This window comes from Frankia sp. AvcI1 (genome assembly GCF_001420875.1).
GTDB classification, from domain to species: Bacteria; Actinomycetota; Actinomycetes; order Frankiales; family Frankiaceae; genus Frankia; species Frankia alni.
Genome location: NZ_LJFZ01000043.1, coordinates 21,845 through 47,869, shown reverse-complemented (window position 1 = coordinate 47,869; position 26,025 = coordinate 21,845). Strand labels below are relative to the sequence as shown.

The 26,025-nt window shown below is 72.8% G+C and carries 15 protein-coding genes and 29 pseudogenes; 16 read left to right on the top strand and 28 right to left on the bottom strand.

Going from position 1 to position 26,025, the window contains the following annotated elements; all coding sequences use genetic code 11:
• Positions 1–103: 103 nt before the first annotated feature.
• Together ftsX and ftsE are read right to left on the bottom strand one after the other, a co-directional pair.
• Positions 104–959, bottom strand: an 856-nt coding sequence (gene ftsX, locus UK94_RS29295; protein WP_235490517.1) for a permease-like cell division protein FtsX, incomplete at its 3' end; no start/stop codon positions are given.
• Positions 959–1,811 (bottom strand): annotated as a pseudogene (ftsE, locus tag UK94_RS29290) (cell division ATP-binding protein FtsE); the annotation flags it as partial. The gene ftsX and the pseudogene ftsE, both read right to left, overlap by 1 nt.
• 324 nt (positions 1,812–2,135) lie before the next feature.
• Between ftsE and UK94_RS29285 the strand changes: the two are divergent.
• The 5 genes and pseudogenes from UK94_RS29285 to UK94_RS69565 all read left to right on the top strand — a co-directional run.
• Positions 2,136–2,321, top strand: coding sequence for a hypothetical protein (locus UK94_RS29285; RefSeq protein ID WP_011602557.1), 186 nt, complete (start codon positions 2,136–2,138; stop codon positions 2,319–2,321).
• Positions 2,322–2,588: 267 nt separating this feature from the next.
• Positions 2,589–3,018 (top strand): annotated as a pseudogene (locus UK94_RS76630) (PQQ-dependent sugar dehydrogenase); the annotation flags it as partial.
• Between the two features lies 1 nt (position 3,019).
• Positions 3,020–3,128, top strand: a pseudogene (locus UK94_RS69575) (PQQ-dependent sugar dehydrogenase); the annotation flags it as partial.
• Position 3,129: 1 nt separating this feature from the next.
• Positions 3,130–3,216, top strand: a pseudogene (locus UK94_RS69570) (hypothetical protein); the annotation flags it as partial.
• Position 3,217: 1 nt separating this feature from the next.
• Positions 3,218–3,698 (top strand): PQQ-dependent sugar dehydrogenase (locus UK94_RS69565; protein ID WP_235490515.1); only part of this gene is annotated, 481 nt, incomplete at its 5' end.
• A gap of 45 nt (positions 3,699–3,743) precedes the next feature.
• Here the strand turns inward: UK94_RS69565 and UK94_RS29275 are convergent.
• The 9 genes and pseudogenes from UK94_RS29275 to UK94_RS69535 form a co-directional block, all read right to left on the bottom strand.
• A complete protein-coding gene (locus UK94_RS29275) occupies positions 3,744–4,772 on the bottom strand; it encodes a hypothetical protein (RefSeq protein ID WP_011602555.1) in 1,029 nt (342 codons plus the stop codon).
• Positions 4,773–5,080: 308 nt separating this feature from the next.
• Positions 5,081–5,475: pseudogene (locus tag UK94_RS69560) on the bottom strand (SAM-dependent methyltransferase); the annotation flags it as partial.
• 1 nt (position 5,476) lies between these two features.
• A partial coding sequence (gene cobA / locus UK94_RS69555; protein ID WP_235490534.1) for a uroporphyrinogen-III C-methyltransferase occupies positions 5,477–5,911 on the bottom strand: 435 nt, incomplete at its 3' end.
• Positions 5,912–6,148: 237 nt separating this feature from the next.
• Positions 6,149–6,416 (bottom strand): annotated as a pseudogene (gene nirD / locus UK94_RS29265) (nitrite reductase small subunit NirD); the annotation flags it as partial.
• Position 6,417: 1 nt separating this feature from the next.
• Positions 6,418–6,490: pseudogene (locus UK94_RS75400) on the bottom strand (nitrite reductase (NAD(P)H) small subunit); the annotation flags it as partial.
• Positions 6,487–7,289 (bottom strand): annotated as a pseudogene (locus tag UK94_RS69550) (nitrite reductase (NAD(P)H)); the annotation flags it as partial. The pseudogenes UK94_RS69550 and UK94_RS75400, both read right to left, overlap by 4 nt.
• Before the next feature lies 1 nt (position 7,290).
• Positions 7,291–7,663: pseudogene (locus tag UK94_RS69545) on the bottom strand (nitrite reductase (NAD(P)H)); the annotation flags it as partial.
• A gap of 1 nt (position 7,664) precedes the next feature.
• A pseudogene (locus UK94_RS69540) lies at positions 7,665–9,063 on the bottom strand (FAD-dependent oxidoreductase); the annotation flags it as partial.
• Between the two features lies 1 nt (position 9,064).
• Positions 9,065–9,147, bottom strand: an 83-nt coding sequence (locus tag UK94_RS69535; protein WP_235490532.1) for a hypothetical protein, incomplete at its 3' end; no start/stop codon positions are given.
• Between the two features lie 382 nt (positions 9,148–9,529).
• Between UK94_RS69535 and UK94_RS69530 the strand changes: the two are divergent.
• From UK94_RS69530 to UK94_RS75395, 4 genes and pseudogenes are all read left to right on the top strand, one after another.
• A pseudogene (locus UK94_RS69530) lies at positions 9,530–10,060 on the top strand (uroporphyrinogen-III synthase); the annotation flags it as partial.
• A gap of 1 nt (position 10,061) precedes the next feature.
• A pseudogene (locus UK94_RS69525) lies at positions 10,062–10,200 on the top strand (uroporphyrinogen-III synthase); the annotation flags it as partial.
• A gap of 1 nt (position 10,201) precedes the next feature.
• Positions 10,202–10,591, top strand: a pseudogene (locus UK94_RS69520) (winged helix-turn-helix domain-containing protein); the annotation flags it as partial.
• A 1-nt stretch (position 10,592) separates the two neighbouring features.
• Positions 10,593–10,648: hypothetical protein (locus UK94_RS75395; RefSeq protein ID WP_268761708.1), on the top strand; the 56-nt coding region annotated here is incomplete at its 5' end.
• Positions 10,649–10,851: 203 nt separating this feature from the next.
• On the opposite strand, the pseudogene UK94_RS69515 reads toward UK94_RS75395, so the two are convergent.
• The 5 genes and pseudogenes from UK94_RS69515 to UK94_RS29245 all read right to left on the bottom strand — a co-directional run.
• Positions 10,852–11,167 (bottom strand): annotated as a pseudogene (locus tag UK94_RS69515) (polysaccharide deacetylase family protein); the annotation flags it as partial.
• A gap of 1 nt (position 11,168) precedes the next feature.
• Positions 11,169–11,257: pseudogene (locus UK94_RS69510) on the bottom strand (polysaccharide deacetylase family protein); the annotation flags it as partial.
• Between the two features lies 1 nt (position 11,258).
• A partial coding sequence (locus UK94_RS69505) for a polysaccharide deacetylase family protein (protein ID WP_235490513.1) occupies positions 11,259–11,688 on the bottom strand: 430 nt, incomplete at its 3' end.
• A gap of 569 nt (positions 11,689–12,257) precedes the next feature.
• A pseudogene (locus UK94_RS69500) lies at positions 12,258–12,539 on the bottom strand (peptide chain release factor-like protein); the annotation flags it as partial.
• 1 nt (position 12,540) lies between these two features.
• On the bottom strand, positions 12,541–13,358 hold an 818-nt coding region (locus UK94_RS29245; RefSeq protein WP_235490511.1), incomplete at its 3' end, for a PCRF domain-containing protein.
• A 780-nt stretch (positions 13,359–14,138) separates the two neighbouring features.
• Here UK94_RS29245 and UK94_RS69495 point away from each other — a divergent pair.
• Positions 14,139–14,671, top strand: a pseudogene (locus tag UK94_RS69495) (hypothetical protein); the annotation flags it as partial.
• 1 nt (position 14,672) lies between these two features.
• Positions 14,673–15,257: pseudogene (locus UK94_RS69490) on the top strand (hypothetical protein); the annotation flags it as partial.
• On the opposite strand, the pseudogene UK94_RS29235 reads toward UK94_RS69490, so the two are convergent.
• Positions 15,199–15,615: pseudogene (locus UK94_RS29235) on the bottom strand (pilus assembly protein TadG-related protein); the annotation flags it as partial. The pseudogenes UK94_RS69490 and UK94_RS29235 sit on opposite strands and share 59 nt — an antisense overlap.
• Positions 15,616–15,853: 238 nt before the next feature.
• Here UK94_RS29235 and UK94_RS69485 point away from each other — a divergent pair.
• Both UK94_RS69485 and UK94_RS29230 read left to right on the top strand, forming a co-directional pair.
• Positions 15,854–16,216 (top strand): annotated as a pseudogene (locus UK94_RS69485) (protein kinase); the annotation flags it as partial.
• 1 nt (position 16,217) lies between these two features.
• Positions 16,218–17,401: protein kinase (locus UK94_RS29230; RefSeq protein ID WP_235490509.1), on the top strand; the 1,184-nt coding region annotated here is incomplete at its 5' end.
• A 235-nt stretch (positions 17,402–17,636) separates the two neighbouring features.
• On the opposite strand, the pseudogene UK94_RS75390 reads toward UK94_RS29230, so the two are convergent.
• The 4 pseudogenes from UK94_RS75390 to UK94_RS75385 all read right to left on the bottom strand — a co-directional run.
• A pseudogene (locus UK94_RS75390) lies at positions 17,637–17,693 on the bottom strand (hypothetical protein); the annotation flags it as partial.
• 1 nt (position 17,694) lies between these two features.
• Positions 17,695–17,952 (bottom strand): annotated as a pseudogene (locus UK94_RS69480) (TetR/AcrR family transcriptional regulator); the annotation flags it as partial.
• A gap of 1 nt (position 17,953) precedes the next feature.
• Positions 17,954–18,168 (bottom strand): annotated as a pseudogene (locus tag UK94_RS69475) (TetR/AcrR family transcriptional regulator C-terminal domain-containing protein); the annotation flags it as partial.
• A gap of 1 nt (position 18,169) precedes the next feature.
• A pseudogene (locus UK94_RS75385) lies at positions 18,170–18,335 on the bottom strand (TetR family transcriptional regulator); the annotation flags it as partial.
• A 314-nt stretch (positions 18,336–18,649) separates the two neighbouring features.
• Between UK94_RS75385 and UK94_RS29220 the strand changes: the two are divergent.
• The 3 genes and pseudogenes from UK94_RS29220 to UK94_RS29215 all read left to right on the top strand — a co-directional run.
• Entirely contained in the window at positions 18,650–19,663 is a 1,014-nt protein-coding gene (locus UK94_RS29220; RefSeq protein WP_011602543.1) for an ATP-binding cassette domain-containing protein, read from the top strand.
• A 76-nt stretch (positions 19,664–19,739) separates the two neighbouring features.
• A pseudogene (locus UK94_RS75380) lies at positions 19,740–19,861 on the top strand (ABC transporter permease); the annotation flags it as partial.
• A gap of 1 nt (position 19,862) precedes the next feature.
• On the top strand, positions 19,863–20,465 hold a 603-nt coding region (locus tag UK94_RS29215), incomplete at its 5' end, for an ABC transporter permease (protein WP_235490507.1).
• Positions 20,466–20,605: 140 nt separating this feature from the next.
• Here the strand turns inward: UK94_RS29215 and UK94_RS34180 are convergent.
• From UK94_RS34180 to UK94_RS29195, 7 genes and pseudogenes are all read right to left on the bottom strand, one after another.
• A complete protein-coding gene (locus UK94_RS34180; RefSeq protein ID WP_193790323.1) occupies positions 20,606–20,959 on the bottom strand; it encodes a hypothetical protein in 354 nt (117 codons plus the stop codon).
• Between the two features lie 311 nt (positions 20,960–21,270).
• Positions 21,271–21,496: pseudogene (locus tag UK94_RS69460) on the bottom strand (TAXI family TRAP transporter solute-binding subunit); the annotation flags it as partial.
• A gap of 1 nt (position 21,497) precedes the next feature.
• Positions 21,498–21,730 (bottom strand): annotated as a pseudogene (locus UK94_RS69455) (C4-dicarboxylate ABC transporter substrate-binding protein); the annotation flags it as partial.
• Between the two features lies 1 nt (position 21,731).
• A pseudogene (locus UK94_RS69450) lies at positions 21,732–21,950 on the bottom strand (TAXI family TRAP transporter solute-binding subunit); the annotation flags it as partial.
• A 1-nt stretch (position 21,951) separates the two neighbouring features.
• A pseudogene (locus tag UK94_RS69445) lies at positions 21,952–22,206 on the bottom strand (C4-dicarboxylate ABC transporter substrate-binding protein); the annotation flags it as partial.
• Positions 22,203–23,240, bottom strand: a complete 1,038-nt coding sequence (locus tag UK94_RS69440) for a HAMP domain-containing sensor histidine kinase (protein ID WP_268761706.1) — start codon at positions 23,238–23,240, stop codon at positions 22,203–22,205. The pseudogene UK94_RS69445 and the gene UK94_RS69440, both read right to left, overlap by 4 nt.
• Positions 23,241–23,778: 538 nt before the next feature.
• Entirely contained in the window at positions 23,779–24,441 is a 663-nt protein-coding gene (locus UK94_RS29195) for a response regulator transcription factor (RefSeq protein WP_011602538.1), read from the bottom strand.
• Positions 24,442–26,025 lie beyond the last annotated feature (1,584 nt).

Below are 26,025 nucleotides of genomic sequence, written 5' to 3'. Positions count from 1 at the left end.
CCGAACCTACGTCCTGGCTGCGCCCCACGCCCGCACGGCGCTGGGCCGGCAGCCATCCACCATTGTATCGATCATGCGGGGGCGGCTCAGACGCGCAGGTGGNGGCGCAGTGCGATCGACGCCATCACCGCGGCGGCCACCACGCCGGCGGCGAGGACCACGACCGCCGACTCCCAGACCGCGGACCAGCCGAACAGCGGGAACATCGTCTGCCGCGCGAACTGGCCGTCGACCAGGAACACCTTCGCCGCGACCAGCACGCCGGCGGCGAGCAGCCCACCGGCCAGCCCCGCGACGGCGCTCTCCAGCACGAACGGCGCCCGGATCGTCCCGTTCGATGCCCCGACCAGCTTCATGATCGCCGTCTCCCGGCGGCGGCCGTGCGCGGAGATCCGGATCATCGTGTAGATCAGCGCGAACGAGGCGAGCGCCTGCACGGCGGCCAGGGTGAAGGCGCCGACGGTGAAGGCGTCGAGGAAGCGGTAGAGCGGATCGAGCAGGGCACGCTGGTCCCGGACCGCCTCCACCCCGTCGAGCCCGGTGTAGGTGACGACGATGTCGCGCGACGCCCGAGGATCGGCCAGGGTCAGCCGCAGGGCCGCGGGCAGATCCTCGGGGCCGACCCCGGCGACGACGTCGGGCGAGCCCCGGAAGTCGCGGCGGAACCGCTCGTACACCTGCTTCTTCGTCTCGTAGTGCACACCGACGATCAGCGGGTCACGGCGCATCTCCGCCTCCAGTGCGGACCGCTCGGCGGGGGTGATGCCGTCGGAGAGGTCGACGACGACCTCGATCTGGTCGAGCAGGAAGCCGTCGATGGTGTGCACCTGGGCCCGCAGCAGCAGGCCCGCGCCGAGCATCGCCAGGCAGATCGTCACCGTGACGATCACCGCCCCGGTCATCGCGAGGTTGCGGCGCAGCCCCGTCCACAGCAACGAGGCCAGCGGGCCCGGGCGCATCAGCCGACCGGGCCGTTGCGCGTCGGCGCCGCCCACGGGCTGCGGGGGCCGCCGTCGGGCGCCCCCCCGGTCGGCTGGGCGGGCACCACCATCGCAGGCACCACCATCGCAGGCACCAGCGGCGCTGGCTCGGACGGCGCTGGCTCGGACGGCGCTGGCTCGGACGGCGGCAGGGGCTGCGGCGCGGTCTGGTCGTAGCGGCCGTCGGCCTCGTCGCGGATCAGTGCGCCGTCGCCGAGCTCGAGCACCCGGCGCCGCATCGCGTCGACCAGGGACGCGTTGTGGGTGGCCATGACGACGGTCGTGCCGGCGCGGTGGACGGCGTCGAGCAGGCTCATGATCTCGATGCTGGTGGCCGGGTCGAGGTTCCCGGTCGGCTCGTCGGCCAGCAGCACCCGCGGCCGACCGACGAACGCCCGGGCGATCGCGACCCGTTGCTGCTCGCCGCCGGACAGCTCGTCGGGATAGCGGTCCGCCTTCTCCCCCAAGCCGACCAGCTCCAGCACTTCGGGGACGACGCTGCGCACGACATGTCGGGGACGGCCGACCACGTCGAGGGCGAACGCGACATTGGCCGCCACGGTCCGGTTCGGCAGCAGCCGGAAGTCCTGGAACACGCAGCCGACGATCCGGCGCAGCTGCGGAACCCGCCGATCCGGAATCCGGGCGACGTCCCGGCCGGCGACGACGACCTGCCCGCTGGTCGCGCGGTCCTCCCGCAGCAGCAGCCGCAGCAGCGTCGACTTGCCGGATCCGGACGGCCCCACCAGGAACACGAACTCTCCGGCACCGATTTCGGCGCTGACGTCGATCAGGGCGGGCCGGGCGCCGTTGGGGTACCACTTGCTCACCNAGCTCAGGACGATCACCGCACATCCTCACGTCGAGCACCAGGTCATCTACATTCCGTGACAGAGATGGTAGGACGTGACCGGAGCCGCACGGCGCCGCACGCGAGGGCGAGCCGCGCCAGCCCGGCTACCCACCGTCCGTCGGCAGGGCGAAGGGGCGCCCGCGGGCGTACCGTAAGAGGGAGTCGATCGTCCGGATCCCGTTCCGGNGGGCGAGCGGGGGACGACCGNCACGGCGCCGGGCCCGGCTCCCCGGAGGGACTGTGGGGACGATCCCTCAGATCCGCGGTCGACGTGCCGCGGCGGGAAGCGGGAAGGAGGCGGCATGGGCAGCGAGGATCTGGTCTGCGCGCGCTGCTCGGGTCTGGTGATCGAGGGTCGGTGCCCCACCTGCCGCGCGTCGCGCGAGTACCTGCGCCGGAACTCCGTCACGATCTCCCCGCAGCTCATTCTCGCGATCATTGCGATCGTCATGATGCTCGCGGCCCTGGCCGTCCGCCACGCCACCTGAACCTGAGGCCCGGGCGGGCCACGACACGTCCACCTTCCGGCCATGGCGCACCCTCGTCCGAAGGCGGCCGGGCCGGGCGCCCAGGTGACCCGGCGATCGTTGGCCTTGAGGAAGTCCGGGCGTACTGTCTCCGTCGATGCCCGCAACCTGCCGCCTGGAGCGTCGATGGTCCCAGCTGTGCCCGTCCGGCGCCCCGGGCGAGTCGGNCCACGCCGCGGTGGCCGAGAGTGGTTGCGCCGGCTGATCCTGCTCACCACGGCACTCGCCGTGGCCGCGGTCGGGGTGGTCGCGTGCGGCGGTGGCTCCCAGCCCTCCGCCGCCGGTGCGTCCGCCCTCGCGGCGCCGGCCGCAGGTCCGTCGGCCGGTGATGCGGCGAGCACCCGTCCGGGGGCGACCGGTGCAGGGGCCGCGGCAGGGCTGCGCACCGTGGTCACGGGGCTCGCCGCGCCGTGGGACGTCGCCTTCCTGCCGTCCGGCGAGGCTCTGATCAGCGAACGCGACAGCGGGCGGATCCTGCGGCTGCCGGCGGGCGGCGGGCGGGCGACCGAGGTGACGAGGCTGCCCGGCGTGGTCCACCACGGCGAGTCGGGGCTGCTGGGGCTCGCGGTCTCCCCGGCCTTCGCGACCGACCGGCTCGTGTACGCCTACTACACCTCGGCCACCGACAACCGGATCGTGCGCTTCCGGCTGTCCGGCGNCCACGCCGAGGCGCCCACCCCGATCCTCACCGGGCTCGCCGACGCCACGTTCCACAACGGCGGCCGGATTCGGTTCGGACCCGACGGCCTGCTCTACGCCAGCGTCGGGNACGCCACGGTGCGCACGCGCGCGCAGGACCGGTCGAGTCTCAACGGCAAGATCCTGCGGATGCGACCCGACGGCGGCGTCCCGCCGGNCAACCCGTTCCCCGGCTCCCTCGTCTACAGCCTCGGCCATCGCAACGTCCAGGGCCTCGCCTGGGACTCCGCCGGCCGACTATGGGCGTCCGAGTTCGGCCAGGACCGGCTCGACGAGATCAACCTGATCGTTGCGGGCGGGAACTACGGCTGGCCCGGCGTCGAGGGCGCCGGCGACACCGACGGCGGCCGGTTGCGCAACCCGCTGGTCACCTGGCCCACCGCGCAGGCGTCCCCGAGCGGGATCGCCATCCGCGGCAACACCCTCTACGTGGCGGCGCTGCGCGGGCAGCGGCTGTGGGAGCTCACCCTGGCCGGGGCGAGTGTGCAGGGCCGACCGCGGGCGCTGTTCACCGGCGAGCTGGGCCGGCTGCGCGCGGCGGTGGCCGCTCCCGACGGCTCGGTGTGGCTGCTCACCAACAACACCGACGGCCGCGGCGCCCCGAAGCAGGGCGACGACCGCATCGTCGCCCTGCGCTAGCCGCCGCGGCATCGTCGAGCCGGCGACCCCGGCACGCGGGGCCACTCAGCGGCTGCCGAACAGCTCTCGGTAACGCTTCGAGGAGTTCGGATTCAGATCCGGTCGATACAGCGACGACCGGACGTTCGCCGGCTCGGAGGTGTTGAAGTAGGCCTCGTAGGCCAGGTCCGCCGCATGCGCCACGAACGTCTCGTGCATCTTGCCGATGTAGAAGGGGTTGTCCTTCCCACCGCCGTTCGACCAGGCCACCCCCCACTCCGGGACGGCGAACTTCTTCCCGTGATCACGGGCGAACCGGATCACCGTGCACAGCCCGGACCGCTGGTGGCACTGCAGGTCCCAGCTTTTCTGGTCGACCGACGGGGGGTAGAAGTCGTACGCGTCGATGCTGACGACGTCGACGTACCGGTCACCCGGATACGCATCCCACACGTCCCGCCCGCTACCAGGCAGCCTGTCGGCGTGGGCGTTCATGTTCCAGTCGATTCTGACTTCCGGCGCGGTCGACCGGATCGCGGTCACCGTTCGACGGAAGCATGTCTTCCAGGTCTCGACGTCGCGCACGTGCCAGTAGTTGAAGGCGCCGTTGAACTCCCAGCCGAGGCGGACGTAGGCGTCGGCCCGACCGAACTTCGTCAGCGTCTCGCCGAAGGTGCGCCAGTAGCCGTCGTAGGCGCCGCCGGCGCAGGTGGCCTCGTCGCCGTCCTCGGGGAACGGCGGCTGCGCGATCGACAGTGCGCCGGGGAACCTGTCCCGGGTGAAGGCCGCCGTCGGCCAGTCCGCCGAGACAAGGTTGTACCAGTCCTTGCGGCTGGTGAAGACGACCGCCAGCCCGATCCCGCGGCCGGTGAACGTGGACCAGGCGTTCACGTCGGCCGGGTAGTTGCCATTGGTGCCAGACACCCAGTGCACTCCCGCCGGCTTCGGCTCCGGCGCCGGTTCCGACGAGCCGGAGCAGGCACCGAGCCCCTCGGCCAGCAGCCCGAGGATCAGCAGCCCGAGGATCAGCGGCAGCGGCGGGCGCGGCCGGCGGAAGCGCCGGTCGCGGCCCCGCAGATGCGGGCCTGGCGCCACTGCCCGGCCGCCCCGCGCGCAGAGGATCCGGGAGCAGGGTCCCCCCGTCGGGCAGGAGGACCTCCCGCAGATGATCATCTGACGGCCCCCCGTGTGGTCTCCACGACCGCACACCCCCCTCGATCGGAAGCGGCCCACGTCCTGCTGGCCGCGCCCCGGCACACCACCTCGAAGGGTAAACCCTAACGTAAGGGTCAATTTCCGGCTTGTCCGGATCCCCGATGATCACCCTTACCCGGCGGGACGCCGGGCTCGGACAGAGGCTGCCCCGTCCCGGGGGTGGACCGGCAAGCTGGACGAGGCGGCGGTCAGCTCCGCTCGTCGGCCGGGTGGATCAGGCCGGGTGGATCAGCCGGGTGGTCCGCACCGCGCCGGGCCGACCTGACGCCGACGATCTGTTCGCGCAGGCCCACCACGTCGCCCACGACGATGACGGCGGGCGAGCCGATGCCGGCCTCGGCGGCCTGCTCGGCGATGTCCGACAGCGCGCCGGTCAGGACGACCTCGTCGGCGGTGCCCCCGGCGTGGATGACCGCGGCCGGCGTGTCCGGGCGCCGGCCGCGCTTGACCAGCTCCCGGCTGATCCCCGCCAGCGCCGCCACCCCCATCAGCACGACGACCGTCCCCGGCCCGGTGGCCAGCGCGTCCCAGTCGACGGTGGAGCCGGGATGGGAGGGATCGACGTGCCCGCTGACGAAGGACANGTCCTGCGTGATGCCACGGTGGGTGACCGGGATGCCGGCGAGCGCCGGGACGGCGACCGCGCTCGTCACCCCGGGGACGATCTCGCACGGCAGTCCGGCCGCGGCGCAGGCCAGGGCCTCCTCGCCGCCGCGGCCGAAGACGAACGGGTCGCCGCCCTTGAGCCGCACGACTCCGAGTCCGCGCCGGCCACGGTCGACGATCACCGTGTTGATCTCGTCCTGGGTCAGGTTGTGGCCATGCGGGGCCTTGCCGGCGTCGATGATCTCGGCGTCGGGGCGGGTCTCGGCCAGCAGCTCGCGGGGGGCGAGGCGGTCGACCACCACGACGTCCGCGATCCGCAGCAGACGCAGGCCGCGCACGGTGATGAGATCCGCCCGGCCGGGCCCGCCGCCGACGAGCGCCACCCAACCCTCGGAGGGTCTGTCCACGCCGATCACCTCCGTCGCTGTCGCCCTGCCGGGCCCGTCTCGGCTGCCGGCGCGCGAGCCCCGGGCGCGACGACTCTCCCAGTGTGCGGCCTGACCAGCCCGTTCGGGGCGGATCGCGCGGTCCGTCTGGACCTGCCCAGGCCGGACGGACGCGACCAGACCGGATGCGGCCAGACCGGACGTGCTCAGACCGGCAGGCCCAGGTCGGCAGGCCCAGACCGGGCAGGCCCAGACCGGGCAGGCTCAGCCATCGCGCCGGTCCGCCGCCGGGCCGACAAGGACGCGACCGGCCCGCACCTCGACCGGGTGGACCGGGATGCACACGCCCTCGGCGTCCAGGCAGACACCGGTGACCAGGTCGAACGCCTGCTTGTGCAGCGGGGAGAAGACGACGGCGCGCTCGCCACGGGATCCGACGAGACCGCGGCAGAGCACGTTGGCCCGGGAGATCGGGTCGGTGTTCCCGACCGCGACGACCGGCCCGTCGCTGAGCCGGAACACGGCGACCTGCNCGCCGTCGACGAGCGCGCCGGCCCCCCGGTCCGGGGTGAGATCCTCCAGGGCACAGACATCGGTCCAGTTCACGCTGACCTCCAGGTGGTCTCGGCGGGGTCCGGCAGAGCGAGTGCCGGCGTCGCGGCGGGGGCGGGGGCGGCGGCGGACTCGGGCGGGCCGGGCTGGCGCACGACCGGCAGGGTCGTCCCGGCGATCAGCGCCACCCGCTCGGCGTCGCGGGCCGGCCGGGGCTGGCCACGGTCGAGCACGTGGAGGATGTCCGGGTCGGGCGTGTCGGGGGCGTTGACGAACGAGGTGAACCGGCGCAGCGCCACCGGATCGGCCAGCGTCGCCTTCCATTCGTCCTGGTAGGTGTCGACGTGGTGCTCCATGGCCGCGTCCAGCTCGGCGCAGATGCCCAGCGAGTCCTCGACGATCACCTCGCGGACGTGCGCCAGGCCGCCGTCGAGGCCCTCCACCCACGGCGCGGTGCGCTGCAGGCGGTCGGCGGTGCGCACATAGAACATGAGGAACCGGTCGATGTAGCGCACGAGGGTCTCGGTGTCGAGGTCGGCGGCGAACAGCTCCGCGTGCCGCGGCCGGTGACCGCCGTTGCCGCCCAGGTAGAGGTTCCAGCCGAGCTCCGTGGCGATCACGCCGACGTCCTTGGAACGCGCCTCGGCGCATTCGCGGGCACAGCCGGAAACCGCCATCTTGATCTTGTGGGGGGAGCGCAGCCCGCGGTAGCGCAGCTCCAGGTCGATGGCGAGGGTGGTGGAGTCCTGCACGCCGTAGCGGCACCAGGTCTCCCCCACGCAGGACTTCACCGTGCGCAGCGACTTGCCGTAGGCGTGCCCGGACTCCAGCCCGGCATCGGTGAGCCGCTTCCNGATCTTCGGCAGGTCCTCGGCACGGGCGCCGAGCAGGTCGATGCGCTGACCACCAGTGATCTTGGTGTAGAGGTGGAAGTCGCGGGCCACCTCGCCGATGAGGATGAGCGCCTCGGGGGTGACCTCGCCGCCCGGCAGCCGGGGGATGACCGAATACGTCCCGTCCTTCTGCATGTTCGCCAGCAGGTGGTCGTTGGTGTCCTGCAGCGCGGCCCGCTCGCCGTCGAGGATGTAGCCGTTGTGGATCGAGGCGAGGATCGACGCGACCACCGGCCGGCAGACCTCGCAGCCCCGGCCCCGCCCGTGCTCGCCGATGAGCTGGGAGAACGTCGTGATCCCGCGGACGCGGACGAGCTCGAACAGCTCGGCCCGGNTGTGGTCGAAGTGCTCGCACAGGGCCGTGGAGACCGCGATGCCGGCGGCGGCGAGCTGCTGGCCGAGGATCGTCTTCAGCATCGGCACGCAGCTTCCGCAGCTCGTGCCCGCGTTCGTGCAGCCCTTGAGGCCGGCGACGTCGGTCAGCCCGTGGTCGCCGATCGCCGCGCAGATCTGGCCGTGGGTGACGTTGTTGCAGGAGCAGATCTGCGCCTCGGCGGGCAGCGCCACGCCGGCACCGTCGCCGTCGCCGGCCGGCAGGATCAGCCGCGCCGGGTCGTCCGGGACCGCACCGGCGGCGCCGACCAGCGCCCGCAGGGTGCCGTACTCGCCGGCGTCGCCGACGAGGATGCCGCCGAGCACGCTGGCCGCATCGTCGGAGAGCACCAGCTTCTTGTAGACCCCGGTGACCGGGTCCGCGAAGGTGATCGGCAGCGCACCGGGCGTCGCGGCGAAGGCGTCGCCGAAGCTCGCCACGTCCACGCCGAGCAGCTTGAGCTTGGTGGACAGGTCCGCGCCGGTGAAGGTCGCCGCGCCGCCGAGGAGCCGGTCGGCGACGACCTCGGCCATCGCGTAGCCGGGGGCGACCAGCCCGTAGACCCGCCCGCCGGCCGCCGCACACTCGCCGATCGCGTAGACGTGCTCGTCGCCGGTGCGGCAGCCCTCGTCGACGACGACGCCGCCCCGCTCGCCGACGGGCAGGCCGCACGCGCGGGCCAGCTCGTCGCGGGGGCGGATACCCGCGGAGAACACGACGACGTCGGCGTCAAGGCCGGCCAGGCCCTCGGGGTGGCGACCGAAGACGAGCCGGGCGACCCGGCCGTCGGCGTCGGCCTCGATCCGCTCGGTGGCGGTGTCGGTGTGCACGCCGATCCCGAGCCCGGTGATGTGGGCGCGCAGCGTCTGGCCGCCGGCATCGTCGACCTGCGCGGGCATCAGCCGGGGGGCGAACTCGACGACGTGGGTGGTCAGGCCCAGGCTGCGCAGGGCGTTCGCCGCCTCCAGGCCGAGCAGGCCGCCGCCGATGACGACGCCGGTGCCGGTGCGGCTCGACCGCGCCGACGCGCTGATCGCGTCCAGGTCCTCGATGGTGCGGTACACGTGGCAGCCGGCGGCCTCGCGCCCGGGGACCGGCGGCACGAACGGCGAGGAGCCGGTGGCGAGCACCAGGGCGTCGTACCGGTAGCTGTGCCCGGGGGCGGTGCGCACCGTGCGGGTGGCCCGGTCGACGGCGACGACGGGTTCACCGAGCCGGACCCGCAGCCGGGGATGGTCGAGGAAACCGGCCGCGACCAGGCTCAGGTCGTCCGCCGTCGACCCGGTGAAGTACGCCGACAGGCCGACCCGGTCGTAGGCCGGCCGTGGCTCCTCGGCCAGGACGGTGACGTCCCAGACCTGNCCGGCGTCCCGTTCCCGCAGCGCCTCGCACAGCCGGTGGCCGACCATGCCGTGACCGACGACCACCAGCGACCGAGCAGACATCCGCGCACCACCCATGTCCCATATCCGATCCAGGGATCCGCCACCGTCGGAGGGAACCCGCTACGGTGGCTGACCGTACGAGCGGTGGATGTCGCCGCCGACTCAGGTCGACGTCGTCGCGGAAACAAGGCACGCACCCTCGGCCGCGGCCCGATGTGAGACTCCGTCGGCCCGGACCGGACAGGCCTCACAGGACCGAAACGACGCCGGTTAACCGCGCCGTTGCCAACCGGTAAGCGCCCGGACATCGGGGTGCCTGATCCTTCCAGGGACCTGAGATCGGCGTGGGTCCACAGGCCAGGAGGTCGTCATCTTGCCAACCCCCAGTTCCGCGCGGCCCNAATCCGGCGAGATCGCCGACGGTGCGTCGGTGACGGAACGGATGCCGGTGACGGAGCTGCCTCCGCTGCTCGGGTTCACCGTCGGGATCACTGCGGCCCGGCGCCGCGAGGAGCTCGCCAGCCTGCTCGAACGGCGAGGCGCCCGGGTGGTGCAGGCACCGGCGCTGCGCATCGTCCCGCTTGCCGACGACGGGAAGCTGCTCGCCGCCACCCGGGCCTGCCTCACCGAGCGCCTCGACGTCGTGATCGCCACGACCGCGATCGGCTTCCGTGGCTGGCTGGAAGCCGCCGAGGGCTGGGGTCTCGGCGACGGTCTGCGCGACCGCCTGGCGCAGGCCCGGCTGTTCACCCGCGGGCCGAAGGTGACCGGCGCGGTCCGGGCGGCGGGGCTGACCGAGTGCTGGTCGCCCCACTCGGAGTCGGGCGCGGAGCTCATGGCCCATCTCCTCGGCACCGACCTCGCCGGCCTGCGCATCGCCGTGCAGCTGCACGGCGAACCGCTGCCGGACATGGTCGAGGGGTTGCGCGCCGCCGGGGCGGAGGTGGTCGAGATCCCGGTGTACCGGTGGGAGNCGCCCGAGGACCTGCGCCCGGTCGGGCGGATGGTGGAGCTGATCGTCACCGGCGGGGTGTCCGCGGTGACCTTCACCAGCGCGCCGGCCGTGCTGAGCCTGCTGGGGACCGCGCGGGAGGCCGGCCGTCTCGACGAGACNCTGGCCGCGCTGCGCGCCGACGTGCTGGCCGCCTGCGTGGGACCGGTGTGCGCCGCGCCCCTCGTCCGCGCGGGGATCCCCGTCGTGACGCCGGAGCGTTACCGTCTGGGGGCGCTGGTGCGCACGCTGTCCGACGAGCTGCCGCGCCGGCGGGTGCGCACCGTCGAGGCCGCCGGGCACGTACTGCGGGTGCAGGGCGCGGCGGTGATCGTCAACGGGGAGCCGGTGATGCTGGCGCCGAAGACGGCGGCGGTGCTCGACGCACTCGCCGAGCGTCCCGGCCGGGTGCTGTCCCGCGCGGAGCTGCTGCGCCGCACGGGCACCGCGGGGCTGACGGACGAGCACGCGGTGGAGATGACCGTCGCCCGCCTGCGCACAGCGCTCGGCCCGNCCGGCCGCGCAGTGGAGACCGTCATCAAGCGGGGCTACCGGCTGGCGATCGCCTGAGCCGGAGCGCGACCTTCTCCGATTCCTCTGCCTGACCACCGTCGCCCCGACGTCATCGGACGCCCCCGCCGGACGACGCCATCCGACAACAAGGGACAACAGCGCACGACAGCGTCGGACACCTCGTCCGACGACGTCATCCGGGAATGGTGGCGCGCGCCTGCGCACGGGCGCGTTTTCGCCGCGCCGTTGCGGACCCGCGGTCAGCCGTCCCGGCCGAGCCGCCAGCGCGCCGCGCGATATGCCCGCCAGCCGGACCGCAACCCGCGCCGGGCACTCGTGAGCGCATCGCGGTGCCCGAGGGAAACCAGGCGCAGGATGTCGGCCGCCCCGGCCGCCCGGTCCACCACCAGCCGGCTGATGCCGAAACGGGACTGGGTCGGCTGATGCAGCCGGTAACCGACCTCGCAGGCCGAATCGAATCCCGCCGCCGCGACCACGTGCCGAACCGACGCGCAGTGGTATCCGAAGGGGTAGGAAAAGCTGTCCGGGCTGCGCCCGGTCTTCTCCTCGATCATGNGCCGGCTGGCGGTCACGTCATAGCGGGCCAGCGCCGTGGGCACCACGTCCAGTTCGAGATGGCGATGACCGTGCGAGCCCAGTTCGATGNCCTCCCCCGCGAGGTCGGCCAGGTCGGACCAGCCCAGCAGGGGGAGATTTCGTTCGGTGTAGTCGTCCAACCAGGTGGCGCGCCGGCCGGCGTAGGCGGTCGGGATGTAGAGGGTGGCCCCGGCGTCGGCCGTCTGCAGGGCCGGCAGGGCCGTCGTCACGAAGTCCTCGAAGCCGTCGTCGAAGGTGATGGCCACCTGCCGGCGGTGCGGATGCGCGAGCGCGTCGGTGAGCCCGGTGAGGTGGTAACCGCTGGCCGCGAGCGCGCCGAGCTGCTCGGCGAACAGGCCCGGCGGGACCTCCCAGCGCCGGAAGTCGGCACTCACGGAGTCACCCACGCTGTGGTACATCAGGACGGGCAGGGGCATCGGAGGCGCTTCGTCCAGCACGCCGGAGGCGGCACCGGGCAGCGCGGTCGCCAGGGTGGTCACCTCGTTCCCGTACCCGCGACGATCGCCGTCATGCCCGGATCGAGCCGGAAATTTCCGTGCATATACCTGTGTGCATTCATCTGCAGGGACACAGGCCGTACTCCCTCCGCGACGACGGTGCGCAATCGTGGACGAACAGGTGACACGGGCGAACATCCCATCGAGTGAAGTAGTGCGCGAACCAGCTCAGGAGGCCGAAACTAAAACATCGAACGGTCCGCGAACTACCCGGGACTCTACACGCGCATACCGGGCGTGCCAATGGCATCGGGAGATCCGCCGGAGACGTCACCCAGGGGTGGTCTACACGGTCCCGACCCACTCGCCGGACGGTCCGGATCAGGCCGCCGGCCGGATCACTGCCATTTCACCGGGCGTTCACCGCGGATACGGTCGAATTCAAAATCGTCCGGTAAATCGGGGGAACACGGATGGGTAGCCCCGCGGAAGGCATGAACGACAAACGTGAAGGCCGCCGGCCACGGCGGAGAACAGGTCTTTCGATCGATCGATCCGCGCAGGCGCGGAGAACCGACGCCGAACAGCACCGGGCGACGGGGCTGGCGCCCTCACGCCTGGTTCTCGACGGCCCGCCGCCACCGAATCTCGGCATCGATGAAATTGTCGAGCTCGCCGTCGAGCACACCGCCGGTGTTCGAGGTCTCGGTGTCGGTACGCAGGTCCTTCACGAGCTGGTAGGGGTGCAGGACGTAGTTGCGGATCTGCGATCCGAAGGAGACGTCCTGAGGGCCGCCGGTGATGCGCTGCTTGGCCGCGGCCTCCTCGGCGCGACGCCGCTCCAGGAGCTTCGCCTGCAACACGATCATCGCGGCGGCCTTGTTCTGGAGCTGNCTGCGCTCGTTCTGGCAGGTGACCACGATGTTGGTGGGCAGGTGGGTGATACGGACCGCCGAGTCGGTCGTGTTGACCCCCTGGCCGCCCGGGCCGGAGGACCGGAAGATGTCGATCCGCAGGTCCTTGTCGTCGATGTCGACGTGGTCGGACAGCTCGACGACCGGGGTCACCTCGACACCGGCGAAGGAGGTCTGCCGCCGGTTCTGGTTGTCGAACGGCGAGATGCGCACGAGCCGGTGCACTCCGTGCTCGCTGCGCAGCGTCCCGTAGGCATAGGGGGCCTTGACCTGGAAGGTGGCGGATTTCAGGCCCGCCTCCTCGGCCTCGGAGGTGTCGAAGACCTCGGTGGGGTAGCCGTGGCGCTCGGCCCAGCGCAGGTACATCCGCAGCAGCATCGCCGTCCAGTCGGCGGCGTCGACGCCGCCGGCACCCGCGGAGAGCTGCACGATCGCGTCCCGCTCGTCGAACTCGCCGGACAGCAGCGTGCGCACCTCCAGCGCGGAGATGTCGCCGTTGAGCGCCGGCAGATCGGCCGCAGCCTCGGCAAGCAGGTCGTCGTCGCCGAGATCCGCGGCGGCGGCGATGTCGTCGAGCCGGCGGCGCAGCCCCTCCACGCGGGAGATGTCGCCGCGGGTCGACGACAGGCGCCGGGTGACGACCTGCGCCCGGTCCTGGTCAGACCACAGGTCGGGGTCCGCGGCCTGCCGCTCCAGCTCCTCGGCGCGACGGCGCAGCCCCTCCACGTCGAGAACGGACTCGATGCCGCTCAGCGTGGCATCGAGCTGCTTGATCTCCTCGGACAGGTCGACGGCCATGGTGTTCACCTTACCGGCGCCTCCCGCGACCACGGGCAGGACTGATCTTGACCCGACGCGCGACGGACCACAGCGGCCGGGCTGGCCGTCCCCCGGCGCGGGGCCGACCGGGGCGGCGGGAGGTCGTCCGCCTACGAACCAACCGGCCGCCGAGGACGGTCGGCGGCCACGTCCGACACCGTCCNCCGCCGTCGCGCCGACACCGGGCTGCGGTCGTGAAAAGCCACGTCGATGAAACATGNAAAGGCATGGAGACATCAGCCTGAAACACGGGATGCGGGCTCGCGAATATCCGGCCAACCGACACCCGCACCGCGGACAATCCGAACGGTAACCGCACCACCTACCCGGGCAGGCCACCGCCCGGACGTCGATCGACGCCAATCCACGAAGAGACCTGTCCCACATCGCTGAGCGCACACGATCCCGCGCGTTCGTCGCCCCCGAACGATATCTTTGACCGCGGCGCTTCGCCGGCGAATTCGCCGGGCATCTGGCTCCGCGGGGCAACGTGGTCCCGCCGNCTGCCGGGCTGCCACCAGGTCATGGTCAGGAGACCAACGAACACGGACACACGGTTAATGCGGGCCGCCAGGGGGCGGAACAGTCAGTGCCGGGCCGCGTGACAGGGAAAGCGAGGGAGGCCGCCATGGGAACCCAGCTCAGTCAGCAGACCGACCGGGGCGCGCAGTTAGACCTGGCGGTTCACCGTCCCGTCGCGCTTCGCCGGCAGGCAGACGGCGGCGCGATCACCCCCACCCGAGCACGAAGGGTGCCACCGTGTCCGAAGCCTCGAACCGGCGGTCCGTCCTGGTCGCTACCGGCCTCGCGGCGGTGGGCTCCATGAGCCTGGGAGCCGACGCCGCCGCGGACGCCGCCGGACTGCATGACGCCTGCGCCGCCGCGCTGGACGCTGCGGTGGACGCCTATGAGACCACCGATCTCGGCGCGACCGCCGCCGCCCTCGTCCCCCTCGAACGCACGACCAGGACGGTGCCGCGCGAGCACCGGCTGCGCGGGCGGGCCGCCCTGGACTGGATGCGCCTGCACGCCGCCGTGACGACCGCCGCGGCGGCCGTGGCCTACGACCGCGGCCAGCACGCCGACGCCGCCACCCGGGCGGACCGCGCCGCCGCCCTCGCCCGCGCCGCCGGCGACGGACCACTCGCCGCGCGGGCGCTGGCCCTGCGCGCACGGATGGTCCGCCCGCACAGCCCGGCGGTCGCCCTGCAGATCGCCGGGGTGGCCGCGCGGATCGCCGGGTTCAGCCCCACCCGCGCGCTCATCGCCGGCAAGGTCGTCACGAGCGCCTGNGCGGCCACCGGCGACACCCCCGGAGTACGCGACGCGGTGGCCCGTGCCTGGCAGACGATGGAACGCCTCGGCGACGACGACTTCGGCTCCCCCGGGTTCGCCCTGGAGACGTACTCCCCGGCGGACCTCGCGTTGGCCTGTGCCGAGGCGCTGACCACCGTGGGCGCCGCGGACGAGGCCACGCCGCACCTGGAGCGGGCCGAGACGCTCATCGCCGGCTCCGGCCAGACCGGAATGGTGGTCTCGGTCCGGATGGCGCAGGCCCGCGCCGCGCTCGCCCGGGAGATCCCCGACCGGGACGAGGCCGCCGCCTACGCCGGCCAGGCGGTGACCCTGTCGGCGGACCGGCCGGCGCAGTGGCTGGCCCGGCTCGTGCGTGACGTCTCCGAGCTGGCCGACCTGCGCACCGGGCAGGGCCTGGACGATCTCGTCGACGCCACCACGCCCTGGCTGCGCGAGAGCTGGGAGGCCGACCGGGATCCCCAGCGGCCGGCGGCGCGTTTCGGCGCCCCCGGCCCGAGCGGCGTCATGGTGCAGCGGGCTGGCGGACCACCGACTGTGCCTGTGCCCCGGCCCGCACGGTGACCGGCCCGACCCCGAGGTAGCCCACGACCGGCAGGTCGACCAGGCGCGAACCCTCCACCTCCACCGTCGTCGCGTCGACGAGGTTGGAGGTGAGGGTCGTGCGGCCGCTCGGGTCGGACTGCTGCTGGTACTGCGCGACGGTCGCGTTGATGTCCGCGAGCGGGAGTTCCTGGAAGGCGTCCCTCGCCGTGTAGATCGCGTTCTCGTCGATGCGCTGCGCGGCCGCGAGCGCCGCGCCGTCCGCGGCCGAGGCGACCGACCGGCGAGCCAGGTAGACGGCGGACACGTCGGTCACGACGACAACCAGCATCGCGGCGACCATCAGGTAGCCGAGCGTGAGGATGAGGATCGTCCCGCCNTCGGCGCCGCCGGTCGCGGCCCGCTCACCGGTCGCGGCCCGCTCACCGATGCCGGCCCGCTCACCGGTCGCCGGGTTCCGCCGCAGGTCACCAGGCATGTGCTTCTCCCCGTCCGGGATCGCCGGGCACCCCGCACCGGCGTCCTTCGCCGATCCGCCGCCCGGCATCCCCGCATTATAGGAGAATGCGCCACGTACGGATCATGCGGCGCGCATACCTCCCCGGGGGGGAAGGATCATGACTGAAGGGTCACCGGGGGCGCTCGTCGCGGAGCGTTTCCGGCTGGTCGAGATGCTCGGCCGGGGCGGGTTCGGGACCGTGTGGCGGGCATTCGACGAAAAGCTGCGGGCGGACGTCGCCCTGAAGGGAATTCGGCGCCCAGCCGACCTGTCCGAGGCCGAACGGGACGAGATCGAGACCCGGCTGGAAAGAGAATGCCAGATCTCCGCCGCGCTGCGGAAATGCCCGCATGTCGTCACGACCCTCGATGTCGTCCGGGATGTGGATGACGATCCGTGGATTGTCATGGACTATTACCCTTCCCAGTCGTTACGGGCGGTGCTCGACCGGGAGGGGCGGCTGGCGCTGGCCGAGACCGCGNCCATCGGAACGTGTGTACTGGCGGCCCTTGTGGCCACGCACGCGGCGGGGGTCGTGCACCGCGACGTCACCCCGGCGAACATCCTGCTGGGTACGGACGGCTCGGCGCGGCTGACCGACTTCGGGGCGGCGTTGCGCACGACCGATCAGCGGATCACCGTCGGCGCTCTCGGCGTGCCCGGCTTCGTCGCGCCGGAGGTGCTGACCGGGCGCTCCCCGCAGCCCGTCGCCGACGTGTTCGCGCTCGGGGTCACGCTGTTCACCGCCGCCGAGGGCCGGCCGCCTTTCGACTCCGTGACCTGGGCCGAGGCCGCGTCGGCCCAGCCCGGACGGGCGGCGGCGACGACGGCCCGGTCCGGCCCGCTCGGCCCGCTGTTCGACCGGATGCTCATGCCCGACCCGGCCGCGCGGCCCACCGCGGAACAGGCGCTCGCCGCGATCTGGGAGTTCCTCGACGGCGCCGCCGGCGACGTGACCGCAGACCCGTTCGCCACGGAGACCCTCGACAGCACAGAGACCCTCGACAGCACAGAGGACCTCGGCCGGGCGGAAGACCCGGATGGAACGGACGGAACGGACGACCTCGACGGAACGGGGGCCGCGGAAGACCTCGGCTTCACGGAAGACCCTGCCGGGACGGGCGAGCTCGATAGGAGGGAGGCCACGAAAGGGCGGGCGCTGCAGGGGCTGGGCGAGGGTGCGGCGAGTTTTCCCGAGCGGCGCCTGTCGCGGGTCGTGCTGCTCGCGGTGGGCCTGATCCTGCTGTTCGCGTCCGGAATCGTGCCTGCCGGTCTCGGCGGTGGTTTCAACCTCTGGGATCCCTGGCATCTGCTCTCGGTCGCGGTGCCGGTCGTCGCCGCGTTCGCGTTGTTCTGGCGGGCCGCGCAGCCCACGGGACATCTCGCGATCGACGCGGATCGGATCTCGACGGAACGCGGGTGGTACCACTTCACCATTCACTGGAGCCGGATTGACACGGCTCGGGTGGCAGCCGGAAAGCTCGCCGTCACCCTGGTGGAAGGGGACATACCCGTACAGACTTCCCAGTACGAGCGGATCTGGCCGCTGCCGCGCTACAACGCCCGCACCGGCGTGCTCACCGTCTGCCGGCTCTCCCGTTTCCGGGGCGCCACCCCGGCGGCGGTCTCCGCGGCTCTCGACGCCACCGCCTGGCCGCACGTCTGACGATCAACCCTCAAGGCAGCGGCGTCACGATTCCGCCGGTCGAGTCGCTCACCGTCGGAGGCCCGCTCCAGCACGGCGACGACCTCGCTGCGACCGCGGTCCCGGTCGCGGAACAGCGACACCGCCCCGTCGGACCTTGAAGTTCGATCATCGAAAACAACATCGACGCAGCTCATGGCGCAACTATCCATGATCGCGTGACGCATCTGCCGGCCTGGGGCGTCTGCCGGGACCTTCAGGGCGTGGCGAGGCGGTCGACGAGCACGGCGATGCCGTCAAGCAGGCGGGCGAGNCCGAAGTCGAACTCGCCGTCCATGTCGTCGTCATCGTCGAGCGAGCCGGAATCGATCGCGCGTTGCAACGAGGGGAACACCGCGGGATCGATGAGCCGCGAGAGTAGCGCGCCGTAGCCCGGCATCATCTTCTCCCCGCCGGAGGCCGCTTTCAGGTCGGCAGACAGCGTGGCCTCGTTGCGGACGAAACCGCTCAGCAGCAGCACCGAGGACAGTTTCTGCTGCTCCGTCAGGGGGGTGTGCGCCAGGCATCGCAGGNCGTCGTCCATCCAGGCGACCATGTTCGGGCCGAGCGGCGGGGTGCTGATCGGGACGCGCAGGGCCCAGGGATGACGGTCGTACGCCGCCCGCGCGCCCTGCGCCCAGCGACTCAGACCCGCCCGCCAGCCGTCGTCGGGCTCGCGCGGGCCGGGCGGGCTGCCCATCGCAGCGTCCACCATCAGCAGCAGCAGTTCGTCCTTGGCGGCGACGTACNGGTAGAGCGACATGGTCGCGGCGCCGAGCTCCGCGGCGACGCGGCTCATCGACAGCGCGCCGATGCCGTCGGCCTGGGCGACGTCGACCGCCGCGGCGACGATGCGCTCCAGGCTGAGCCCTCGGCGGGGTCCGCGGCTCGGCCGCTCCCTGATCCCCCAGAGCATCTCGACGGCCGGCGGAAGGGCGAAGACGCCGGGCGCCTGCGGCCTGGCGCCCACAGCGGAGGCCGCGGGCACGCTGCCCGAGCCCGAGGGCACGCCGGCGGATGCCGCGGGCGCGACGCCGGATGCCGCGGGCGCGCTGGCCGGGTCGCCTCCCGGTCCGGGGCTGCCGGCCATCGTCACCTCCGCGCACGTCAGGGATCCGACAGCCGCCCTTCGCCGCACCGCCGTTGACGCCATCCTAGATCTGCGTACCATCTACGCTATTCAACGTACGTCATACGCAGTTCGACCTCGCGGCGAGGAGTACCCTCACGATGTCCACTGACCTGGCGATCGAGGCCGTCGGGCTGGCCAAGTCCTACGGCTCGACCTCCGTGCTCGACCATGTCGACCTGCGGGTGTCCCGCGGCGGCGTGTTCGCGCTGCTCGGCCCGAACGGCGCGGGCAAGACCACCACCGTGCGGATCCTGGGCACGCTCACGCGCGCCGACGCCGGCCGCGTCCGGGTCGCCGGCCACGACGTCGGCACCCAGCGTCGCGAGGTCCGGCGGCGGATCAGTCTGACCGGCCAGTACGCGGCCCTCGACGAGGCGCAGACCGGCGAGCAGAACCTGCGGATGATGGGCCGGCTGCTGCACCTGCCGCCCCACCTGGCCCGCCGGCGCGCCGCGGAGCTGCTGGAACGGTTCGACCTGACCGCCGCCGGCCGGCGCCGGGTCGAGACCTACTCCGGCGGGATGCGCCGCCGGCTGGACTTGGCGGCAAGCCTCGTCGGCGAGCCAGAGATCATCTTCCTGGACGAGCCGACGACCGGGCTGGACCCGCGCAGCCGGGCCGCGATGTGGGAGATCGTCAGCGAGCTTGCGACCGCCGGCGTCACCGTCTTCCTCACCACGCAGTACCTGGACGAGGCCGACCGGCTCGCCGACCGCATCGCGGTCGTCGACGGCGGGCGGGTGGTCGCCGAGGGGTCCGCGGCGCAGCTCAAGGAGCAGGTCGGCGGGCGCCGCCTCGACGTGGAACTGACGGCCGCCGCCGGGCCCGAGGCGTTCGCGACGGTCGTGCACCAGCTCGGCTCGCGCGCCGTCACCGCCGATCCGGCCCGGCGCACCCTCGGCATCGCCACCGACGGCACGGCGGCCCACGTGCGCGCCCTACTCGACGAGATCGACGCCGGCCGTGACCGCGTCGCCCGCTTCGACGTGCACGGCACCACCCTGGACGACGTCTTCCTCGCCCTCACCGCCCGCCCGGCGCCCACTGAGACCCGCCCGACGCCCACCGAGATCCGCCCGACCGCCATCGAGAAGGGAAGCACTCGTGTCTGAGCTGACCTTGGCCCAAGCGACCGTCCGCCCCACGCCCCGGCCGGCGTTCGTCGACGCCGCCGGCCACGCGGCGACGATGATCGGCCGCAGCCTGCGGCTGTCCGCGCGCAGCGTCGACGGCATGATCACCGCACTCGCACTCCCGATCATGCTGATGCTGATGTTCGTCTACCTGTTCGGCGGGGCGCTGCGGACCGGNATCGACTACGTGGACTACGTCGTGCCCGGCGTGCTGCTGGTCTGCGCCGGCTTCGGGGCGGCGACCACCGCTGTCACCGTAACCAGCGATCTGACCACCGGCGTGATCGACCGGTTCCGATCGATGGACGTCTCCGGCGCCGCGCTGATCTCGGGGCACGTGGTGGCGAGCGTGGTGCGCAACCTCGTCTCCACCGCGCTGGTGGTCGCCGTGGCCCTCGCGATCGGCTTCCGCCCGTCCGCCGGGGTCGGCGGCTGGCTGGTGGCCGGGGGCGTGCTGGCGCTGTTCGTGCTGGCGCTGTCCTGGCTGTCGGCGACGATCGGGATCGTCGCCGGTTCACCGGAGGCGGCGAACGGGTTCACCTTCTTCGTCAGCTTCCTGGCCTACCCGAGCAGCGCGTTCGTCCCGGTCGACACGATGCCGTCCTGGCTGCGGGGCTTCGCTCGCGACCAGCCGGTGAACACCGTGGTCGAGACGACCCGCGCGGCGCTCACCGGCGAGCCGGTCGGCTCCATCGCCTGGCACGCGGTGGCGTGGAGCCTGGGCATCATCGCGGTGTCAGTCGTGGCTTCGAGCGTGTTGTTCAACCGCCGGATCCGCTGACGGGCAGCTCGGCGACCGCCCAGGCCGCCGCCGGGCCCGTCACGGGGCCCGGGGGTGGCCCTTAGCCTGGTCGCGGATCGCCCGCGTTGGTCAGGTCGCCCGGTCGAGCGGCGCGGGCGCCGGCGCCTGGGCGGCGCGNTTCACCTGTCCGCCGCGTTGCCGGCGGACGGATGGGCTGCACCATTTCCACCCGCGTTGGCCGCGTTGCCAGAGAAGGGGGCGGACGGATGCGTCACACCCTTCCCGCCCGCGTTGGCCGCGTTGCCAGCGTTCGGCGGCGGCGGGTTGGTCAGCGCGAGAAAGTTCAGCCAGTCCTGCAGTTCGTGGGTGGACAGCCAGTCGACCAGCGCGGCCAGGGACGCGTTGTCCGCGTCGCTTGCATTGCCTGCGTTGCCGGACTCCGTCCCGGCGCTGGCCGGCGTCGCCACTCCCGCCACCGCCGCCGCCGAGAGCGTGAACGCGAGCCCCAGGCCCGCCAGACGTGATTTGCGCACGTGAACGTCCAACCTTTCCGAGTAGGCATCGAAGGGTGAACAACCGGCTCAACGCTGCATAAAGACTTCCTCCCGCTGCCTGACTGAGGACCCTCCGAGGCGCTGGAGCGCCCCGAGTCTCCCATGGGGGAGGTTACTACGTCTCGGGTATTACGTGACGTTCTGTCGTGGAACTCAGCACGGCTCACCCTCGGTGCCGACGTGGTGTGAGGCATCCGAACGGCATGGACGTGGGCGGGCGCGCCCGGTGCCCGTCTACTCACACCGCCCGGGCCGCGGACAGCCGCTCGCCGCGCGGCGCCCAGGCCGGGCTATCCCCGCAGCGCCCGATAGGTCTCGGCGGCGGCCGGGTGCAGCGGCAGCGGCTCGGTGTTGATGAGGTTGCCGACGTCGAGGTACTGGGTGCCCCGGGCCTGCTTCGGCACGAGCTGCCCGGCGTGCTCGACCAGCACCCGCACGGTGTTGCGGACCACCCGATCCGGGCAGTGCGGCCCGGTGACCAGCAGGTTCGGAACGCCGACCGTATGCACGGCGCCCNCCGCCCGGTAGGTGCCGGCGGGCAGGGCGACCTCGTTGTAGTACCGGCCGTAGCGGCGGCGCAGTTCGGGGACGTAGGCGCCGAGCTCCAGCAGCCGGATGCCCCACTCCCGGTCCGCCTGGGCCAGGACCTCCGTCGGAACGCCGCCCGACCACAGCATGGCGTCGATCATGTCCTCGCGCAGCGCGCCCACGGCGTCCTTGAGGGACAGGTGGCGCGCCTGGCCGAGCATCNCCCCCGCCGTGGCGAACAGGCGCTCGCCGAACAGTGCGGCGCCGGAGCCGTTGGCACCCAGCGACACGGCCCGGCCGGCCAGGTCGGGCACGGCCCGCACCGGACTGTCGGCGCGCACGACGAGCTGCATGTAGTTCTCGTAGACCCGGCCGAGCGCGGAGAGCCGCACCGGGCGGCCGAAGGCGGGCAGACCCTTCTGCGCGGCATCGAGGGCGTCGGNGAGGGCGAGCCCGAGGTCCGCCGTGCCGGCCGAGACGCTGCGGATGTTCTGCACGCTGCCGAGCGTCGGAACCACCTGGGCGTGCAGCAACGGGCGGAGCAGGTTCGCGAACTCGATGTAGAAGCCGTCGGGTTCCCCGGCCGCGATCGAGACCGTGGGGTCGTCCGACGAGCAGCCGCCGGCACTGGCGACGGTGACGGCGGTGGCCCCGACTGCCAGGGTGCCGAGCAGCACCGCGCGGCGAGAGGCGGTCACGAGGCGGCTCCGGGCGTCGTCGCCCTCGCCGGGTCGTCGCGCCGTCGGGCCCGGCGGCGCTGGGACCTGGGCAGCCAGATCGTCGGCATCGTGTCGGCCCCGCCTGACCGCGAGAAGCCGGGCAACCCCGAGCCGCGCCCGCCGTTCGCCGGCGTGCCCGCGGGCGCGGAGTCGGCCGGCGGGGACGTGGGCCGCTCCCCGACGGGCAGCTCGGCGGCCACGGACAGCCCGTGCGGCGTCACCGTCTCCAGGATGAGTCGCCCGCCGTTGTTGGTCACCAGCCGCTCGGCGATCGCCAGGCCGAGCCCGGAGCCGGACAGGTCGTGGTTGCCGCGGCGGAACCGTTCGGTCAGGTGCGGCAGCTCGCCGGGCGGCACGCCGACGCCGTCGTCGGCCACGGTCACCCGGCCCCGCCCAGACGGCCAGCGGGCGGTCACCGTCACGGTCACCGTGCTGCCGGGGGCGTACTTGATGGCGTTGTCTATCAGCACGTCGACGATCTGCTCCAGGTCGGTGTCGGCGCACAGCAGCGGGATGGGTTCCGCCGGGACGCGATCGACCAGCGTCACGTCCCGGGCGGCGGCGGCGGGCAGCCAGAAGTCGATCCGCTCGAGCACCGTCGCGCTCGCGTCGCAGGCGGCCGGAGTCGCGGGATGGGCGGCGAGCTCGGTCGCGGCCGCGTCGGCGACCGCGAGCGCGCGCATGCCGTCGAGCAGGACCTGCAGCCGCCCGGCCTGGGCGACCATGGAGGCATAGGTGTCGCGCGCCTCGTCCGGCAACGAGCCGGCCAGCATGTCCATCCGCAGCCGCATCGCCATCAGCGGGTTGCGCAGCTGGTGAGAGGTGTCGTCGATGAGCGCCCGCTGACGGCGCGCGGAGTCGGCGACCGCGTCCGACATCCGGTTGAACGACGTGAGCAGCGTGCGTACCTCCGACGGCCCCTGCTGCGGCGGCACGTGCGCCGCCACCACCCCCTTGCCGACCGCCCGCAGGCCGTGCTCGAGCTGGGTGATGGGTCGCAGCACCCAACGCACGATCAGCAGGATCACCGTCGCGAACACCGCGGCGACGGCGAGCACGCCGAGCAGGACGTGCCCCCACACCCGCCCGACGTCCGCCGCGGCGCGGTCCCGGCTCGACACCAGCACCACCGCACCGCTCACCTCGACGCCGTTGCCCACCGGCCGGGCGAACAGGACCCGCCCGGACGACCAGGGCCGGATGTCGGGCAGGCTGGCCTGGCGCTGGTTGCGCAGCGCCGCGTCGATCGCCTGGGCGACCTGCCCGCCGCTTGCGAGGTCGCCGAGGTCGCCGCGGGAGACGATGGGATGGCCCGCCGCGTCGACGACGGCCACGGCGTCGCCGTAGAGGTCGGCGTGCGCGTCAATTTCCGGTTCGAGCTGGTCGGAGNCGGTGAGCGCGAGCTCGGCGAACCGGTTGATGTCGGCGGTGCGCCGGCTGACGAACCGGTCGGAGCGTTCCGCGGAGGTGGTGTAGAGCAGCGGAACGGCGAACGCGGCGAGCGCACCGAGACCGGCCACGATGAGGACGATCAGCAGCCGCCGGCGCATCTCAGTCGCCCAGCCGGTAGCCGAAGCCGCGGATGTTGTGCAGCGGGCTGGGCCGGCCAAGCTTCTTGCGCAGCTTCGACAGGTGCACGTCGAACGTCCGCGACACTGCCACGTAGGCGTCGCCCCACACCTCGTCGAGCAACTGCTCGCGGCTGACGGCCGCGCCCGCCTTGCGGGCGAGCACGGCGAGGATCTCGAACTCGATCCGCGTCAGCACGACCTCCTCGCCGGCGACCGTCACCAGATGGGTGTCGAGGTCGATGGCGATGTCGTTGACCTGCACTCGCCCGACCGGGGTGGCACCGCCGCGCTCGGTGCGGCGCAGGATGGCCTCCATGCGGGCGAGCAGCTCGTCCATCCGCACCGGCTTGATCAGGTAATCGTCGGCGCCGAGACGCAGGCCGCGCACGATGTCGCGCTCGTGGGTGCCCATCGCGGTCAGGACGAGGACCGGGGTCGCGGCCAGCCGGCGCAGGCGACGCAGCACCTCCAGCCCGCTGATGTCCGGCAGCCCGAGGTCAAGGAGCAGCAGGTCAGCGTTGCGATGACGGAGCAGGGCGTCCGCTCCCCGGGTCACCCACTCGACCGGGTGGCCGCGCGCGTCCAGGACGTCCTTGATCGCGCCGCCGACGCCGTGGTCGTCCTCGACCAGCAACACACGCATTGTCAGCCCCGATCTTCAAGCCCCGACTGGTGAGGTCTCCTCCATCGATACGTGGATCAGCAACGACACCAGCAGGCAGGCCCCCGGGTAGTAGCCCGAAAACGGCTTCTGGGCGGCACGTTCGGGCCGGTTGGACACGTTCGGCGGCGATGCGGCCCCGGCGACACGTCGTTCGACGATTCCTCGCCGCCGGCGCCGGACCCGCCCGGCTTCGGNCACCCGGCATCGAGCGATGGCATCCCGACCGCCCTTCTGGATCACGGCCACCGAGGGCGATCGGTTGNGCCCGCGGTCTGCCGGTGGTGTCGCCTGGACGACCGGGCGCCGTGTGGTTCACAGCGTCACGCCATGATGGCGCGTGGTCACCCATTCCGTCCGTTCTGCACCTAAGTCGGTGATTTGTGTCATCAGCCACACCCTCTGGCCCTGACCGGTCGAGCGGCGAGGAGTCCGGGCAGGCGCGGGGCGTCGTCCCCGCGGTTCCCGCGATCCCCGCGGTTCCCGCGCAGCCCGGCGAGACGCGCGGGTCGGCGCCCGTCGATCCGGAGCCGGTACCCACCCGCGTCCTCGACGGTCCCGCGGCCTCACCGCCGCCCCCCCGGGTTGTACCGCCCGTCCCGCCGCCGGGCCGAGCCGGTCCGGACTCCTCGCGCGAGCCTCCCGCCCCCGGTGGCATCGACGATCCGGCCGGGGGTACCGGCTGCCCCTATCCGGGCCTCGCCGGGTTCGACGCCGCCAGCGAGCGGTGGTTTTTCGGCCGGGAGCGAATGGTCATCGACCTGGTCGTCCAGGTGCGGACGCGGCTGACCGCGGGCGGTCCGCTGGTCCTGGTGGGAGCATCCGGATCGGGAAAGTCGTCGCTGTTGCGCGCGGGTCTGCTGCCGGTGTTGGCCCGCGGGGCGGTCCCAGGGTCGGACACGTGGCCGCAGGTGCTGATGACACCGGGTGAGCATCCCGTGCGAAGCCTGCTCGATCAGATCGCGGGGGTCGGGATCGCGGCGGCGGTGTCGGGTACGGACGCCGAGCTCCCCCAGCGGCTCACCGAGATCCTCGCGTCCCACCCCGGCGGAGGGGTGGTGATCGCCGTCGACCAGTTCGAGGAGATCTTCACCAGCTGCGACGATCCTTCCGAACGGGAGACCTTCGTCCGGGCTCTGTGCGCGGCGGCGGCAGCCCGCGACGACCGGGGTCCGGCGGCCGTGGTCGTCCTCGGTCTGCGGGCCGATTTCTATGCCCGCTGCGCGGCCTACCCAGAGCTGGTCGAGGCGCTCCAGACGGGCCAGGTGGTGGTCGGCCCGATGACGGCCGGGGAGATCCGCGACATCGTCGTCAAACCGGCGCGGACGGTGGGCGTCGACGTGGAACCCGGTCTGGTCGAGCTGCTGCTGCGCGACCTGGGAGCGGCGACGGCGACCTCCGCCCAGGGCGCCGTGAGCGGGGCGGGAGTCGTGGCCGATCCCGGCTCGCTGCCGTTGCTCGCCCACGCCCTGCGCTCGACCTGGTTCGCTCGGGAATCGTCGCTCGGCGGGAACTCGTCGCCGCTGACGGTGGGGGCCTATCTGCGGATCGGTGGCCTGACCGGCG